General features: G+C 69.2%; 14 protein-coding genes and 1 pseudogene. 6 read left to right on the forward strand and 9 right to left on the reverse strand.

All coding sequences use genetic code 11. The features are described from left to right. Positions 1-98 (reverse strand): annotated as a pseudogene (locus tag QQK83_RS16335) (LysR family transcriptional regulator); the annotation flags it as partial. A 183-nt stretch (positions 99-281) separates the two neighbouring features. On the opposite strand from QQK83_RS16335, the gene QQK83_RS16340 reads away from it, so the two are divergent. Continuing rightward, positions 282-1,781 (forward strand): CoA-acylating methylmalonate-semialdehyde dehydrogenase, encoded by a 1,500-nt coding sequence (locus tag QQK83_RS16340; RefSeq protein WP_284266090.1) that lies wholly within the window; start codon positions 282-284, stop codon positions 1,779-1,781. On the opposite strand, the gene QQK83_RS16345 is transcribed toward QQK83_RS16340, so the two are convergent. Next, the gene (locus tag QQK83_RS16345) at positions 1,765-2,331 is read right to left on the reverse strand and encodes a YkgJ family cysteine cluster protein (RefSeq protein WP_284266091.1); all 567 of its coding nucleotides are present in this window, start codon (positions 2,329-2,331) and stop codon (positions 1,765-1,767) included. The two genes, QQK83_RS16340 and QQK83_RS16345, sit on opposite strands and share 17 nt — an antisense overlap. A gap of 18 nt (positions 2,332-2,349) precedes the next feature. Between QQK83_RS16345 and QQK83_RS16350 the strand changes: the two genes are divergently transcribed. The 5 genes from QQK83_RS16350 to mmsB all read left to right on the forward strand — a co-directional run bounded on the left by QQK83_RS16350 (position 2,350) and on the right by mmsB (position 7,202). Next, entirely contained in the window at positions 2,350-2,769 is a 420-nt protein-coding gene (locus QQK83_RS16350) for a hypothetical protein (RefSeq protein WP_284266092.1), read from the forward strand. An 87-nt stretch (positions 2,770-2,856) separates the two neighbouring features. Next, positions 2,857-3,984: a carboxylate-amine ligase gene (locus tag QQK83_RS16355; protein ID WP_284266093.1), complete on the forward strand. Its 1,128-nt coding sequence runs from the start codon at positions 2,857-2,859 to the stop codon at positions 3,982-3,984. Between the two features lie 91 nt (positions 3,985-4,075). After that, complete coding sequence (locus QQK83_RS16360; protein WP_284266094.1) at positions 4,076-5,218, forward strand: acyl-CoA dehydrogenase family protein; 1,143 nt, start codon at positions 4,076-4,078, stop codon at positions 5,216-5,218. Positions 5,219-5,273: 55 nt separating this feature from the next. Beyond that, a complete protein-coding gene (locus tag QQK83_RS16365; RefSeq protein ID WP_284266095.1) occupies positions 5,274-6,314 on the forward strand; it encodes an enoyl-CoA hydratase/isomerase family protein in 1,041 nt (346 codons plus the stop codon). Between the two features lie 12 nt (positions 6,315-6,326). Continuing rightward, positions 6,327-7,202 (forward strand): 3-hydroxyisobutyrate dehydrogenase, encoded by an 876-nt coding sequence (gene mmsB, locus QQK83_RS16370; protein WP_284266096.1) that lies wholly within the window; start codon positions 6,327-6,329, stop codon positions 7,200-7,202. 208 nt (positions 7,203-7,410) lie between these two features. On the opposite strand, the gene QQK83_RS16375 is transcribed toward mmsB, so the two are convergent. The 7 genes from QQK83_RS16375 to QQK83_RS16405 all read right to left on the reverse strand — a co-directional run bounded on the left by QQK83_RS16375 (position 7,411) and on the right by QQK83_RS16405 (position 16,159). Then, complete coding sequence (locus tag QQK83_RS16375; protein WP_284266097.1) at positions 7,411-8,130, reverse strand: alanyl-tRNA editing protein; 720 nt, start codon at positions 8,128-8,130, stop codon at positions 7,411-7,413. Further along, positions 8,127-10,619 carry a DUF3772 domain-containing protein gene (locus QQK83_RS16380; protein WP_284266098.1) on the reverse strand — a complete coding sequence of 831 codons (2,493 nt, stop codon included), beginning with the start codon at positions 10,617-10,619 and terminating at the stop codon, positions 8,127-8,129. The genes QQK83_RS16375 and QQK83_RS16380 overlap by 4 nt, the downstream gene beginning before the upstream one ends. Continuing rightward, positions 10,616-11,644, reverse strand: a complete 1,029-nt coding sequence (locus QQK83_RS16385) for a cysteine synthase A (RefSeq protein ID WP_284266099.1) — start codon at positions 11,642-11,644, stop codon at positions 10,616-10,618. Before QQK83_RS16385 ends, QQK83_RS16380 begins: the two co-directional genes overlap by 4 nt. A 77-nt stretch (positions 11,645-11,721) precedes the next feature. Further along, complete coding sequence (locus tag QQK83_RS16390; RefSeq protein ID WP_284266100.1) at positions 11,722-12,855, reverse strand: NUDIX domain-containing protein; 1,134 nt, start codon at positions 12,853-12,855, stop codon at positions 11,722-11,724. A gap of 25 nt (positions 12,856-12,880) precedes the next feature. After that, positions 12,881-13,366 (reverse strand): TrgA family protein, encoded by a 486-nt coding sequence (locus tag QQK83_RS16395; protein WP_284266101.1) that lies wholly within the window; start codon positions 13,364-13,366, stop codon positions 12,881-12,883. Positions 13,367-13,458: 92 nt separating this feature from the next. Further along, the gene (locus QQK83_RS16400; protein WP_284266102.1) at positions 13,459-14,670 is read right to left on the reverse strand and encodes an SAM-dependent methyltransferase; all 1,212 of its coding nucleotides are present in this window, start codon (positions 14,668-14,670) and stop codon (positions 13,459-13,461) included. A gap of 73 nt (positions 14,671-14,743) precedes the next feature. After that, the gene (locus QQK83_RS16405) at positions 14,744-16,159 is read right to left on the reverse strand and encodes a cryptochrome/photolyase family protein (protein ID WP_284266103.1); all 1,416 of its coding nucleotides are present in this window, start codon (positions 16,157-16,159) and stop codon (positions 14,744-14,746) included. Positions 16,160-16,387 lie beyond the last annotated feature (228 nt).

Consider the following 16,387-nt stretch of genomic DNA (forward strand, 5'->3'; position numbering starts at 1 on the left):
CCCGCCGTGGCCGGGTCGAGGCGCAGGCCGCGCGCGGCCCCCGACAGGCCTTCGGCGCGGGCCACGGCCAGGAACACGCGCAGATCGTCCCAGTTCATGCTCGACCTCCCACGGGGGCGCGGGCGTTTTCCTGCAGGAAAACGAACGGAAAACTGCAGTTTTCCGCCGCCCGCCCCTTTTTGCGAAAACGCAAAACGACTTTGGCAACCTGCCGCTTTTCCCTGCATCCGTGCAAGGCTAGACTGCGCGTCGAGAGACAATCATCCCCAAGGGAGGACGAGATGGAACAGATCGGACACTGGATCGACGGCAAGCGAGTCGCGGGCACGTCGGGCCGCATGGCGGATGTCTACAACCCCGCCACGGGCGAGGTGCAGGCGCAGGTGGCGCTTGCCTCGACCGCCGAGATCGAGGCCGCCGTCGCCTCGGCGGCGCAGGCGCAGAAGGCCTGGGGCGCGACCAACCCGCAGCGCCGCGCGCGGGTGATGATGGAGATGGTCCGCCTGATCAACCGCGACATGGACAAGCTGGCCGAGGCGATCAGCCGCGAGCATGGCAAGACCTTCCCCGACGCCAAGGGCGACGTGCAGCGCGGTCTCGAGGTCATCGAGTTCTGCATCGGCGCGCCGCATCTGCTGAAGGGCGAGTTCACCGACAGCGCGGGCCCCGGCATCGACATGTATTCCATGCGCCAGCCGCTCGGCGTGGTGGCGGGCATCACGCCCTTCAACTTCCCCGCCATGATCCCGCTGTGGAAGCTTGGCCCCGCGCTGGTCTCGGGCAACGCGATGATCCTCAAGCCGTCCGAGCGTGACCCCTCCTGCCCGATGATGCTGGCCGAGCTGTTGCAGGAGGCGGGCCTGCCCGACGGCGTGTTCCAGGTCATCAACGGCGACAAGGAAGCGGTGGACGCCATCCTCGACAGCCCGACCATTCAGGCCGTGGGCTTCGTCGGCTCCACCCCCATCGCGCAGTATATCTACGAGCGCGCCGCCCAGACCGGCAAGCGCGCGCAGTGCTTCGGCGGTGCCAAGAACCACATGATCATCATGCCCGACGCCGACATGGACCAGGCCGCCGATGCGCTGGTGGGCGCGGGCTACGGCGCCGCTGGTGAGCGTTGCATGGCGATTTCCGTGGCCGTGCCCGTGGGCGAGGAAACCGCCGACCGGCTGATCGAAAAGCTCGTGCCGCGGATCGAGGCGCTTAAGGTCGGCCCCTACACGGCCGGAAATGACGTGGATTTCGGACCCGTGGTGACGGCCGCGGCCAAAGCCAACATCCTGCGGCTGGTCGAGACCGGCGTGGCGCAAGGGGCCGAGCTGGTCGTCGACGGGCGGGATTTCAGCCTGCAGGGTTACGAGAACGGGTTCTTCGTGGGCGCGCATCTGTTCGACCGGGTGACGCCGGACATGGACATCTACAAGACCGAGATCTTCGGCCCGGTCCTGTCCACCGTCCGCGCGGCCAGCTACGAGGAGGCCATCGGCCTTGCGATGGACCATGAATACGGCAACGGCACCGCGATCTTCACCCGCGACGGGGACGCGGCGCGCGATTTCGCCAACCGCATCAACATCGGGATGGTGGGCATCAACGTGCCGATCCCGGTGCCGCTGGCCTATCACACCTTCGGCGGCTGGAAGCGCTCGGGCTTCGGCGACCTGAACCAGCACGGGCCGGATGCCTTCCGCTTCTACACGCGGACCAAGACGGTGACCTCGCGCTGGCCCTCGGGCATCAAGGACGGCGCGGCCTTCAACTTCAAGGCGATGGACTGACCTCGCCTTCGGGCGGCAGCGTCGCCGCCCCCGGCAAGACCACCGGCACCGTTCCCTCGCGGGGCGGCGCCGGTTCCGTTCCGGCCATGGCCAGCGCGCGCAGCGCCTCGGCCTGCGCCCCGCGGTGCTGACGGGCCTTGAGGCATTCGAAACTGCCCGCGCGAAAGGCGCGGCAGGCCTCGGGGCGGTCCCCGTAGATCGCGCAGAGCGTGGCACCCGTCGCCGTCACCGTCAGTTGCGCGCAATGCCCGCAGGCCATTTTCATGTAGCGCCGCCCCTCGATCTCGGCCGTGGCGGCCTCGGGGATGGGACGCCCCGCGTCCTGTGGCAGAAGGGCGATATAGCGGTCGTGACCGCCGAAGCAGCAGGCCCCGCAGGCCGTGCAATCGAATGTGGGGGAGGACACCGAGGCACCCGTTCGCTGCGCCGGTGAGGCAGGCACCACGCCGCCCACGATGCGCCAGCCGCGCAGGTAGCGCCCCGCGCGGCCGCCGGCAAGACCCGCAAACCGCAGATGGTCTTTCGGCGCGGCATTGGCTACCACCGACACAGCGCCCAAGGAGACCGCATGCCCATCGCGTTCCGCATCCTCCCCGACCACGGTCTTGTCTACGTTCGGTATCACGGCCATGCCACCGTGCAGGAAGGCTCCGACGCCTTCTCGACCTATCTCGCGCATCCCGCCTTTCGTCCCGGCCAGCGGCAGCTGGTGGACCTGTCGGCCGTGACCGGGGTCGAACAGGATTTCCCCGGTCTTTTCGCCTTCCAGGCCCGCAAGGCCGCGGCGTTGATGACCGGGCCCGATCAGGTGATGTTCGTCTATCTCGCGCCCACCGACATCAGCCTGCGCATCGCGCGGCTGATCCAGCGCAGCTGGGAAGGGCTGGACGGCGCCATCGTGCGCGTTGCGACCGACTGGAGCGGCGCGATGGATATTCTCGGGCTGCGGCAGGCGCTCCGCGACGAGATGATCCTGCGCGACGCCTGAGGGGCCGCGCCTTTGCCCTTGGCAAGCACCGCCTGCCCCGGTCATGCTGGGGGTGCCCGGCACAGGCCGGAGATGGGGGAACGCAGGATGACGGACGCAGCCTTCACCCTCGGGATCGAAGAGGAATACCTGCTGGTCGACCGCGAGACCGGCGACCTGCGCGAAGCCCCCGAGGGGCTGATGGAGGCCTGCGCGTCCGAGCTCGAGGGCCAGGTCTCGCCGGAGTTCCTGCAATGCCAGATCGAGATCGGCACCCGCGTCTGCCGCGACATCGCGGGCGCGCGCGACGACTTGCGGCGGCTGCGCACCACGGTCTCGGCCCATGCGGCGGCGCATGGGCTGTCGCCGATCGCCGTCTCCTGCCACCCGTTCGCCGACTGGAAGGACCAGCATCACACCGACCGCGCCCGCTACAACCGGCTGGCCGAGGACCTCGGCGGCGTGGTGCGGCGCATGCTGATCTGCGGGATGCATGTGCATGTAGGCCTGCCCGACGACGAGACGCGCATCGACCTCATGGGGCAGCTGTCGTATTTCCTGCCGCACATGCTGGCGCTTTCGGCCTCCTCGCCCTTCTGGCAAGGGCAGGATACGCGGCTGGCCTCCTACCGGCTGACGGTCTTCGACAACCTGCCGCGCACCGGCCTGCCGCCGCTGTTCACGTCATGGGCGGAATACCAGCGCACCACCGAGACGCTGATCGAGCTGGGGTTGATCGAGGACACGACAAAGATCTGGTGGGACCTGCGCCCGTCCCACCGCTTCCCCACGCTGGAAACCCGGATCTGCGACGTCTCCCCCCGGATGGAGGATGCGCTGTCGCTGGCCGCGCTGGCCCAATGCCTTGCGCGGTTCCTGCACCGGCTGCGCCAGAAGAACCAGCGCTGGCGCATCTACGACCGGTTCCTCGTCAACGAGAACCGCTGGCGCGCGCAGCGCTACGGCACCGCCGAGGGGCTGATCGATTTCGGCGCGCGGGCGATCATCCCGCTGACGCAGGCCGTGGGGGACATACGTGAGCTGATCGCCGAGGATGCCGCGGCGCTGGGCTGCGAGGCCGAGATCGCGCGGCTGTCCCATATCGCCGAAACAGGCACCAGCGCCGCGCGCCAGCGCGCGGTCTACGCCGCTGCGCGCGAGGCGGGACAAGACCACGAGACCGCGATGCGGGCCGTGGTTCATCACCTTGTCGAGGAATATCACCTCGATCTCTGAGCGCCGCGGGCGCGGCCTTGCAAAACTCCTGCAACAGTCGGTAATTAAACGGGCGTTCAATTCCGGTGGGGCTCAGGGGGAGGAGCGGACGATGGACTTCGCATTGAGCGAGGAGGCGCAGGCCGTGTTCGACATGGCGCGCGACTTCGGACAGGCCGAGATCGCGCCGCATGCGCAGGCGTGGGAGCGCGCGGGCACGATCCCGAAAGAGCTGTGGCCGAAACTGGCCGCTCTGGGCTTCGGCGGGCTTTACGTGAGCGAGGAAAAGGGCGGATCGGGCCTTTCGCGGCTCGAGGCGACGCTGGTCTTCGAGGCGCTGGCGCAGGCCTGCCCCTCGGTCTCGGCCTTTTTGTCGATCCACAACATGTGCGCCAAGATGATCGAGCTTTACGGCTCGGACGATCTGCAGGCGCGCTACCTGCCTGCCGCCCTGTCGATGGAAAAGTTCTTTTCCTATTGCCTGACGGAACCCGGTTCCGGCTCGGACGCGGCGGCGCTGAAGACGCGCGCGGAGCGCACGAACGAGGGCTATGCCCTGACCGGGTCCAAGGCCTTCATCTCGGGCGGGGGGTATTCGGACGCCTATGTCGTGATGTGCCGCACCGGCGGGGACGGCCCCAAGGGCATCTCGGCGGTGATCGTCGACGATGGCGCGCCGGGCCTGACCTTTGGCGGGCTGGAGGACAAGATGGGCTGGCGCAGCCAACCCACGCGGCAGGTGCAGTTCGACGCCTGCGCGGTCCCGGCCGCGAACCTGCTGGGCGAGGAAGGCCAGGGCTTTCGCTACGCGATGGCGGGGCTGGACGGCGGGCGGCTCAACATCGCCGCCTGTTCGCTCGGTGCCGCCGAGGCGGCGCTGGCCGCGACGCTTTCCTACATGGGCGAGCGGCAGGCCTTTGGCCGCTCCATCGACCAGTTCCAGGCGCTGCAGTTCCGCCTTGCCGACATGGAGATCGAGCTGGAGGCCGCGCGCGTGATGCTGCGGCAAGCGGCGTGGAAGCTGGACACTGGCGCGCCCGATGCCACGAAACATTGCGCCATGGCCAAGAAATTCGTGACCGAGGCGGGCAGCCGGATCGTGGATCAATGCCTTCAGCTGCATGGCGGCTACGGCTACCTTGCCGATTACGGGATCGAGAAGCTGGTGCGTGATCTGCGGGTCCACCAGATCCTCGAGGGCACGAACGAGATCATGCGGATGATCGTGGCGCGTCACATGCTGGCGGCGCGCTAGGTGGCGGGCGTCGGAGTCCGTATTTGGGGGAAGATGAAGGACAAGGGGCGCGAGCATGGGTGACGGTATCCACATCCGGGTGCAGGGGCGCGCGGGGCGCATCACCCTGGCCCGGCCCGAGGCGCTGAACGCGCTGAGTTACGAGATGTGCGCGGCCATCGAGGCGGCGCTGGACGCATGGGCCGCGGATGAGGCCGTGGCGCTGATCGTGATCGACGCCGAGGGCGACAAGGCGTTCTGCGCGGGCGGCGACATCGCGCAGATGCACGCGACCGGCATGGCGGGCGATTACGCCTACGGGCGCCGGTTCTGGGCCGATGAATACCGGATGAACGCCAGGCTCTTCCATTTCCCCAAGCCCGTGGTCAGCCTGATGCAGGGCTTCACCATGGGCGGGGGCGTCGGCTTGGGCTGCCATGCCTCGCACCGGGTGGTCTGCGAAACCTCGAGGATCGCCATGCCGGAATGCGGCATCGGTCTGGTGCCGGACGTGGGCGGCTCGCTTCTGCTGGCGCGCGCGCCGGGGCGGCTGGGGGAATATCTCGGGACCACGGGGACAAGGATGGGACCGGGCTGCGCCATCCACGCGGAGTTTGCCGATTACTACATCCCGCGCGAGGGATGGGCCGCGCTGGTGGCCGAACTGTGCGAGAGCGGCGACTGGGAGGCGGTGGACCGCGCGGCCCACGCCGCGCCCGACAGCCCGCTGGCCGAGGCGCAGGCCGAGATCGACCGGCTCTTCGCGGGCGACGGGCTGCGCGACGTGCTGAACCTGTTGACCCGTTCGGAGGCCCCGATCGCGCAGGACGCGCTCGAGGCCCTGCAGCGCAACAGCCCGCTGTCGGTCGCCTGCACCATCGAGCTGGTGCATCGCGCGCGGATGCGCGACACGATCGAACACGCGCTGCAGCAGGAATACCGCTTTACCTACCGCGCGATGGAGAAGGGCGATTTCCTCGAAGGCATCCGGGCCGCGATCATCGACAAGGACAAGAGCCCCCGCTGGCGGCACGCAAGCCTTGACGCGGTGGCGGCGACCGAGGTCTCGGGGATGCTCCTGCCGCTGGGCGTGGACGAGTTGAAACTGGACGGCTGAAGGGAGAGCGCCATGAAGATCGGGTTCATCGGGCTGGGCAACATGGGCGCGCCGATGGCGGCCAACCTTGCCGCGGCGGGGCATGCCGTGACGGGGTTCGACACCGTGGCTACCCCGCCCGCGGACGTGGCGCAGGCCGCCAGCGCGGCCGAGGCCGCGGCAGGGGCCGAGGTGGTCATCACCATGCTGCCCAATGGCGCGATCCTGAAGGCCGTGGCCGGTGACGTCATCCCGGCGATGCAGTCGGGCGCGGTGCTGCTCGATTGCTCGACGGTGGACGTGGCCAGCGCCCGCGAGGTCGCCGCCATGGCCGAGGCCGCGGGGCTTGGCGCGCTCGATGCGCCGGTCTCGGGCGGCGTCGGCGGGGCGGCGGCGGGCACGCTCACCTTCATGGTGGGCGGCGGCGCGGCGGCCTTTGCCACGGCGGAACCGCTGTTCGAGGTGATGGGGCAGAAGGCCGTCCATTGCGGACCCGCGGGCAACGGGCAGGCGGCCAAGATCTGCAACAACATGATCCTCGGCGTCACGATGATCGCCACCTGCGAGGCTTTCGCACTGGCCGACAAGCTGGGGTTGGACCGGCAGGCGATGTATGACGTGGTGTCGACCTCCTCGGGGCAAAGCTGGTCGATGACCACCTACTGCCCTGCCCCCGGTGTCGGCCCGAAAAGCCCGTCTGACAATGGCTACACCCCCGGCTTCGCCGCGGACCTGATGCTCAAGGATTTGCGCCTGAGCCAGGCGGCCGCCGAAGGTGCCGATGCCGACACCCCGATGGGCGCGCTGGCCGCAGCCCTTTATGCGCGGTTCGTCGAAGAGGAGGACGGCGCAGGCCGCGATTTCTCGGCGATGCTGCCGCGGTTCGAGACCCGGACGCGCGAAAGTTGAGCGGGGCCGGGCACAAGATTTTTCTTGGGCCTGTTGCGAAAATGTGGCACTTTGGAGCGGACACTCCAAGATATGTCCGCTTCAAGTGCCCGGCGTGTCGGCATCATTGCTCAGGTGCACCTCAGCCGCCGCGCCGGGCCGCGGAGCCACACACATCCCCCGTCAGCCCGGATCGATGCGCGCCCTGCCGCGACCCCGCGCGCGGCGCTTACGCCAGTTCGATGGTCACCCGGCGGTTCTGGCGGCCCTTCTTCTCGATCTTGCCGATGACCAGTTTCCCGATCTCGCCGGTGCGCGCCACATGGGTGCCGCCGCAGGGTTGCAGATCGACCTGGCCCGCCCCTTCGCCGATCCGCACGAGGCGGATGCGCCCTGCGCCGCGCGGCGGCTGGACCGACATGGTCTTGACCAGCGCGGGGTTCGCATCGAGCTCGGCCTCGGTGATCCAGTCTTCGGTCACCGGCAGGTCGCGGGTGACCAGCGCGTTCAGCCGTCCCTCGATCAGGGCCTTGTCCTCGGGCGCATCGGGCATGTCGAAATCGAGCCGACCCTTGTCGGCCCCCACGGCCCCCCCGGTCACCGGCAGCGGGATGACCACCGACAACAGGTGCAGCGCGGTGTGGATGCGCATGTGGCCCAGCCGCCGCTCCCAATCGAGGCGCTGGCCCACCGTGGCCCCCACCTCGGGCAGCTTCACCGCCTCGGCGGGGACCAGCACGATCGCGCCCCCCTCGCCCTTGACGGCGGTGGCGATGGGGATGCGCCCGCCGTCCCAGTCCAGCGCGCCGCTGTCGCCCGGCTGACCGCCGCCGCGGGCGTAAAAGATCGTGCGGTCGAGGATGATGCCACCCTCTTCGGTCAGGCCGGTGACCCTGGCCTGAAGGGATTTGCGGTAGGGGTCGCTCAGGAATACCGGCTCGGTGCTCATTCTGGCCTGTCCTTCTCGGCCCCGCCTGTCGGGGCTCCAGTGTCTTGGGCTGCGGCGTCGGCGGGCGACGCGGCCGGGGGCGCGCGCAGCGCCTCGGGGTTGCGCAGCCAGATGTCGCGCTGCGCGAAGGGGATCTCGATCCCCTCGGCGACGAAACGTTCGGCGATGCGGTGGTTCAGCTCGGTCTTGACCGCCACCAGCTTGTTCACGTCGCGCAGGATGCAGCGCATCCGGAAATCGAGGCTGTCGGCCCCGAAGCCGAGGAAATCGACCCCCGGTTCGGGAAAGCGTGCGACATCGGGATGCGACTGGGCGATCTCGGTCAGGATCTGCTGCACCCGGCGGGTGTCGGTGCCATAGGCGACCCCCACGGTCAGCACCGCGCGCCCGATGGTGTTGCCGCGCGTCCAGTTGGTGACCGTCCCCGCGATCAGGTCGGCGTTGGGCACGATCACGTCGGTCTTGTCGAAGGTCTCGATCGTGGTGGAGCGCACCGAGATCGCCTTGACGATGCCCATGTTGCCGCCGACCTCGATCCAGTCGCCCTCGGAAATCGGGCGCTCGATCAGCAGGATCAGGCCCGAGACGAAGTTGTTCACCACGTTCTGCAGGCCGAAGCCGATGCCGACCGACAGCGCGCCCAGCACCACGCCGAGCGCGGTCAGGTCGATCCCCGCCGTGGTGATGGCGATGACCGCGGCCAGCGCGATGCCGACATAGCCCAAGCCCGAGACGACCGCGTTGCGCGCGCCCGCGTCCAGCCGGGTGCGCGGCAGCACCGTCGTGCGCAGCGCGCCCTGCAACAGCCGCGTGACGATCATGCCGATGGCGAAGACCGCGACCACGGCCAGCACGATGGCCGGCGTGATCCGCGTGTCGCCCAGCTGGAAGCCGGCGAAGAACTGCGCGATGATCTCGGACAGCTGCTCGGGGCGTACCCCCCAGGCCAGCAGCACCAGCGGCGAGATGGCGAAGACCAGCAGCAGGTTCAGAAGAACCGGCAGAAGGGCCTCGCCGACCTCGTCCTGCGATTTCTTCGAGATCAGCGCGTAGACATCGCGGATCGGTCCCTGCAGCGCGACGAGAACCCCCGCGATCCCAAGCGTCAGCGCGGTCGGGCGCATCAGCGCCTCGGCAAGGTTGAGATAGCCCACCGCCGCCAGCAGCGGGCCACCGATGCCGATGACCCTGAGCGCGAGCCCGAAGATCGCCAGCATCCGCAGGGTAAAGCCGCCCTCGGTCTCGCCCTCGGTCTGCGCTGCGGCCACCCCCGCGCGGTGCCGCCGCGCGAGGCTCTCGAGCCGGAGGAACCCGAAGGCCATGCCGATGTAGACCGGCAGAACGAAGGCGCCGCGCGCGGCCAGCGGCACGACATCCTGCGCGACGATGGTTTCGGCCACCGTGCCCAGCCCGAGGAACACGCCGATCAGCAGGATCGCCCGGCGCAGCGGCGCGCGCAGCTCGTCGCCCACGGAAAACGCGGCCTGCAGCCCGGTGTTGGCCGGAAACAGCCGCCCGGCCAGCCAGAGCGCGAGATAGGCCAGCACGCAGGCCTCGATCACCGCCTCGAGCAGGGTCTGCCCGCTCCGGCCCAGCAGGTCGAGCGAGGCCACCGCCAGCCCCAGCAGCATCAGCCCCGCGATGGGCAGCGCCACCTGCAGCAGCGACACGAGAAAGGCCAGCGCCCCCCGCCCGCGCCGCGAGGCGACCTGAAGCTGCATCCGTTCGGTCCAGCGCCCCACGATGTAGCGGCTGCGCACCAGCAGCAGCAGCGCCACGGCACCAAGGGCCAGCGACAGCGGCAGCCGCTCCCAGATGGTTTCCCCCGCAAGGCGGGTCGCCTCGAGCTGGCGTCGGATCTCGGTCTCGATGCCAAGGCCAAGCTCGGCCAGCCCGGTCAGCGCGGGCGGCCAGTTGAGCGGGTTGACCGGCGCCGGGTCGCGTTCCAGCAGGGCGCGGGCCTGCCGGTCGGCAAGGATGCGGTCGATCTCGGCGATCAGCCCGTTGGCGCGGTTGAAGGCCTCGGTCGCGGTCACCCGCGGCACCTGCGCCTCGGCCAGCTGCGCGTTGAGCGAGGCGCGCCGCTCGGCGATGGCCTGCGGCTCGGTCGCACCGTCGGCGGGCGGCGGGCCAAGGGCCGCGATCTGCGCCTCGATGGTCGAGATGCGGGCCGCGTTGGCATCCTGCGCCGCGAGAAACCGCGCGCGCCAGTCGCTGAGGGTCGCGCGCAGGTTGGTCAGAAACGCGGTCGAGGCGGTGCCCGCCTCGATCAGGTTCTCGGCGCGGGTCGCGTCGCTTTCCCATGCCGCGTAGTCGATCGGGGCACCCTGCCCCGACGCTGGCGCGCTTGTTTGCGCCGGGCTTTGCGCCGTGGTTGGGGCCGGGGATTGGGCCGTGGTCTGCGCAGTGGTCTGCGCAGTGGCCGGGGAAATTGCGTTCAGCGCCAGCGCAAGCGCCAGCAACAGCGGTGTCACAAGGTGACGGATCATGCGTCCTCGAACACGTCGGGGATATCGGCGGGCGCGCGCGTCAGCCAATCGGGCGCGGGCAGGCCTTTCTCCCTCAGGAATTCCGGGTTGAACAGCTTGGACTGGTAGCGGGTGCCGTAGTCGCACAGGATGGTGACGATGGTGTGCCCCGGCCCCATCTCGCGGGCCATGCGCACCGCACCGGCCATGTTGACGCCGGACGACCCGCCGAGGCACAGCCCCTCTTCGGCCAGCGTGTCGAAGACGATCGGCAGCGCCTCGGTGTCGGGGATCTTGTAGCAGGCATCGGGGGTGAACCCCTCGAGATTGGCGGTGATCCGCCCCTGCCCGATCCCCTCGGTGATCGAGTCGCCGCCCGCTTCCCTGCCGGTGTAGAGCTTGTAGAGCCCCGAGCCCTCGGGATCGGCCAGGCCGATCTTCACGCCCTTGGGCTGCAGCGCCATGCCCACCCCCGCCAGCGTCCCGCCCGAACCCACGGCGCAGACGAAGCCGTCGACCTTGTGGCCGGTCTGCTCCCAGATCTCGGGGCCGGTCATCTCGATATGCGCTTGCCGGTTGGCCGTGTTGTCGAACTGGTTGGCCCAGATCGCGCCATTGGGCTCGGATTGCGCCAGCCGCTCGGCCAGCCGGCCCGAGTAGCGGACGTAGTTGTTGGGGTTGGAATAGGGGGCCGCGGGCACCTGGATCAGCTCGGCGCCCGCCAGCCGGATCATGTCCTTCTTTTCCTGGCTCTGGGTCTCGGGCATCACGATGACGGTGCGAAAGCCCATAGAGGCCCCGACCAGCGCAAGCCCGATGCCGGTGTTGCCCGCCGTCCCCTCGACGATGGTGCCGCCGGGGCGCAGCAGGCCGCGCGCCACCGCGTCACGGATGATGTAGAGCGCCGCACGGTCCTTGACCGACTGGCCGGGGTTCATGAACTCGGCCTTGCCGAGGATCTCGCAGCCGGTCTCCTCGCTCAGGCGACGCAGGCGGATCAAGGGCGTGTTGCCGATCGCCGCGGCGAGATCTGAATGAATGGTCATGGGACATCCCCTGGCAGTGGCCGCCCGTGGCGCGCCGGTATCTGGACCTCAAGGGATAGGGGCGCGCGCCGGAAAGCTCAACCCGAAGCGCGCAGCCGGTCGCGGTTCATCACGAGCCATTGAAAGGACAGGATCAGCGGCGCATTGGCCATGTCGCCCCCCTTCAGCATCGCGCAGGCGGTCTCCCACTCCACGACATGCGACAGGATATCCTCGCCCTCGCCCGCATGCCCACCCAGCCCGGTCACCGCGTCGGGCAGGTCGGCGATGCCGACGTAAGAGATCATCACCTGCGCGATGCCGCCGGGGCTGGGGTAATAGCGCCCGACGTGGTGCAGCTCGCCCAGCGTAAGGCCCGCCTCCTCGACGGTTTCGCGTCGCGCGGCGGCCTCGGGCGTCTCCCCCGCGTCGATCATGCCCGCGACCGGCTCCAGCAGCCAGGGATGCGCATCGCCATGGGCATAGGCCCCCAGCCGGATCTGCTCGACCAACAGGATGCGGTCGCGCCGCGGGTCATAGGGCAGCACGGTCACCGCGTCGGCGACGCGGAACACCGCGCGCTCCTGCACGCCCGAGAGGGTGCCGTCGAATTGCCGGTGCCGGATCGCCAGCTCCTCGACGGTGAAGAATTTCGTGTAGGGGTGGCGGCGCTCGACCAGCTCGACCGCGTCGCGGCCGAGGTTCGCCCCCGCCAGCGCGGGCCGCTGCCATGCCCCCGCCGAGATCTGCGATTGCGCCCGTGCGCAGATCATCCAGTAGCGTTGGCCGACCTCGGCCGCCGTGGCCCCGCCCGCGCGCTGCGCCATCACCTCGGCCGCCGCGATCCGGCTCAGATCGCCCCAGTCGCGCGCCCAGTCCTCCAGCGACCAGCGCCCGCCCGGCAGCACAGCCCCGGCCGCACCGTCAGCCTCGGGTCGCCAGACCTCGACCCGCCGCGCCCGCCCGTCGATCTCGACCGTCACGGGCTGGCGGACGTAGCCGAAACAGGCCTCGTAGTAATCGAGCCGCGCCAGCGCCTCGCCCCCGGCCTCGATCACCAGCCCCTCGGCCTGCGCCCCGGCGCAGTCGACCAGAACGGGCCAGGACGCGCCCCGGACCTGCGCCACGGCGCAGCCCGGCAGCACGGCCGGGCGCGCCGGCAGCTCGCCCCCCGCGACCGCATGCCGAAGGGGCGCATGGCACAAGGTGCCGAACAGGAAGATCTCGGTCATGTCGGTCCCGGTGAAGCAGCGACGGTCAGCGCCAACGGCGCGCGGCACCTTCGCAGATCAGCCCGCCGATGACACCCCCCAGCAGCAGCACCCCCCAGACCGGCAGCGTGAGCGATTGCATCGCGTAGGCGATGAACAGATCCGAGGCATCGCCCAGCGCCTCGCCCAGCCCGTCATAGCGCAGCCGGACCGAGCGCAGGAACATCGCGCGCAGCGCGAACAGGACAAGCCCGACAAAGGCGATCTGGATCGAGGTGCGCAGCCCGTTGGCCACCGCGGCCGAGCGTCCGTCACCGGCCAGCGCCCCCGCCACGGACCAGCCCTGCCACAGGCCGATCAGGGCGATGGTCAAGGGAAACCACGTCGCCTGCGTGCCCTCGGGCACGGTGGCCAGAACCTGCAGCGCGGCCAGCCAGCCGACCCCGAAGAACGTGACCGCTCCCACCAGCTTGGCCGCCGTGGGCATCCGCCGGGCAGCGGTGCGGGTGTCGGTATGGGAGGGCATGAACATGACCACCAGACAGCACCGCCAATCCGGCCGAACCATGGCGGAACCGCGGCGGAACGACGGCTGCGTCCGTCGATCCGCCAGAGTCCATCGGCTTACGCCGGGCGCGTCACCGTGATCTGGGTCACGTCGGTGTTGCCGAAATGGAAGGTCGCCGCACAGGAGGTGAGGTAGAAATTCCACATCCGCCGGAACCGGTCATCGAAGCCCAGCGCCGCCACCTCGTCCCAACGGTCGTTGAAGGTCTCGTGCCAGCGCCGCAGCGTCTGGCTGTAGCTTTCGCCGAACTCGATGGAATGCGCCACGCTGAGGCCCGCGCGTTCGATCTCGGCGCGCAGCACCTTCGGCGCGGGCAGCATGCCGCCCGGGAAGATGTATTTCTGGATGAAATCCACCCCGCGCTTGTAGACCTCCCAGCGGCGGTCCTGCACGGTGATGATCTGCAGCGTGGCGTTCTTGCCCGGCTTCAGGTTCTCGCGCAGCGTGCGGAAATACGTCGGCCAATAGCGCTCGCCCACCGCCTCGAACATCTCGATGCTGGCGATCCCGTCATATTGCCCGCGCTCGTCGCGGTAATCCTGCAGCTTGATCTCGACCCGGTCCGACAGCCCCGCCGCCGCGATCCGCGCCACCGCGTAATCATGCTGCTCCTTCGAGATGGTCAGCCCGGTGACCTTCAACCCCCGCTCCTTGGCGGCATATTCGGCGAAGCCGCCCCAGCCGCAGCCGATCTCGAGCACGTGGTCGCCGGGCTGCGCGCCCATCTGGTCGACCATGCTGGCGTATTTCGCGGTCTGGGCGGCCTCCATCGACTCCTGCCCGGTCTCGAAGATGGCCGAGGAATAGGTCATCGTCTCGTCGAGCCAGAGCCCGTAGAAATCGTTGCCGAGGTCGTAATGGTGCGAAATGTTCTTCCTGGCCTGCCGCTTGGAATTCGACTGCCACCAGAAGCGCAGCTTCTCGAAGGCGCGCACGATGCCCATGCCGAGAAAGCCGTCATAGACCTCCTCGTTGTCGGCATGGACAAGGTCCATGAAGGCCTGCAAGTCGGGCGTCGACCACCAGCCGTCGAGATAGGCCTCGCAAAAGCCCAGATCGCCCTCGCGGATCAGCCGCGCGAAGATCTCGGGATTGTGGATCTGCAGCTCCGCCACCGGCCCCGGCCCGTGCCCCGCGGCGCGGAAGACGCGCCCGTCGGGCAGCACCATGTCGAGACGGCCATGCTGCATCTTGTTCGCCGTGTCGAAGACGGCCGTGAAATAGCGGGGGAGATTTTCCTCTCCCTTCGTGGTCGTTCTGACGTCCATGTCATCCCCTTGTCTGGCGCCCGATTTGGACAGATGCGGCGGCGCGGCACAAGCCTTGATCTGCCCTGCCCGCTCAGAAACCGCGGTTTTCATATGCCGCCAGCGCGCGCTTGCGCCCCTCGGCGGCCGAGACGACCGGCGCCGCGGGGTAGCCATCATCCGGCGTCATCGCCCAACGGCGCGGGATCGCCTCGAAATAGCTCAAGGCCGTCTCGGTCGGCCGGTTGGTGACCTCGGCCAGCCAGGCCCGGCGGTAGCGCCCCTGCGGGTCGAATTTCTCGGCCTGCGTCTCGGGGTTGAAGACCCGGAAATAGGGGGTGGCATCGGGGCCCGAGCCCGCCGACCATTGCCAGCCCATCGCGTTGCTGGCCGGGTCCCAGTCGACCAGGCAGTCCTCGAACCAGCGCATGCCGATCTTCCAGTGGCTCATCAGGTGCTTGGTGAGATAGGAGGCGACAAGCATCCGCGCGCGGTTGTGCATCCGCCCCGTGACATACATCTCGCGCATCGCGGCATCGACGATCTGCATGCCGGTGCGCCCGCGCATCCATGCCTCGACCTGCCCGGCGCCGTCATCCTCGTTCCAGGGGAAAGCCTCCCATTCCTCGCGCCAGTTGCGCTCCACGATATGCGGCGTGTGATGGACGAGGTGATAGGCGAAATCGCGCCAGATCAGCTCCTTGAGAAAGGTCTCGGCCCCCGGCTTGCCCTCGGCCATCGCCCGCGCCCCCGCGTGCCAACAGACCCGAGCCGAGATCTCGCCATGGGTCAGGTTCTCCGACAGACCCGAGGTGCCGTCCACATCCAGCCGATCGCGGTCCTCGGCATAGGCCGCGATCCGCTGCGCGACGAAGGCGCCCAGCCGCCCCTGCGCGGCCTCTTCGCCGATCACGCAATGGGGCCGGACCACCGCGGCCCCGCGGTCCATCGCGCGGCCAAGGCCCCAGTCGGCGATGGCGTCACTCGCGGGCCATGCGCTCGGCGCGGCGATCTCCGGCACGGCCAGCGGCGCTGCCACCTCGCGCCCGCGCAGGGCCTTCCAGAAGGGCGTGTAGACCTTGTAGAACCCACCCGTCCCGGTCTGCACCGTCCATGGCTCATGCACGAGGTGCCCGGCATGGCTGACCGCCGCGAGCCCCTCGGCCCTCAGCGCCGCCTTCACCGCCTCGTCCCGCTTGCGCGCGGCCGGATCGTAAAGCCGGTTCCAATGCACCGCCCGCGCGCCCGTCTCCGCGATCAGCGCGGTCAGGCACTCCAGCGCGCGGCCCCGCCGAAAGATCAACCGGCTCCCCGCCGCCTCCAGCCGCGCGGCAAAGGCCTCCGCCCCCAGCCCCAACCGCCATTTCGGCGCGGCGCCATGCCCCTCGACCACCTCGTCGCACAGGAACACCGGGATCACCGGAGCGCCGCTTTCGCAGGCGGCGACAAGGGCGGGATTGTCGGTCAGGCGGAAATCCCGGCGGGTCCAGTAGATCACGGGCGCGGTCATGCGGTGCTTGGTCCTTGTTGCTCTGCCGGGCGCAATCTAGCCCGCCAGAAGACGCGTCAAGCACCGGCTGCGCCTTCATCTTTCCCCAAATACGCACTCCACGCCCGCCACCGGGGCGTTTCTGGGCTTCCTGACGGCCTATGTGGTCGAAACGGGCAAAACGCTTCTCACCGTCGAACAGATGGTGCGCTACGGCTGCGGACAGCCCTGGATCGGCGGGCAGACAGT

Source organism: Roseicyclus amphidinii (assembly GCF_030163755.1).
Lineage (GTDB): Bacteria > Pseudomonadota > Alphaproteobacteria > Rhodobacterales > Rhodobacteraceae > Roseicyclus > Roseicyclus amphidinii.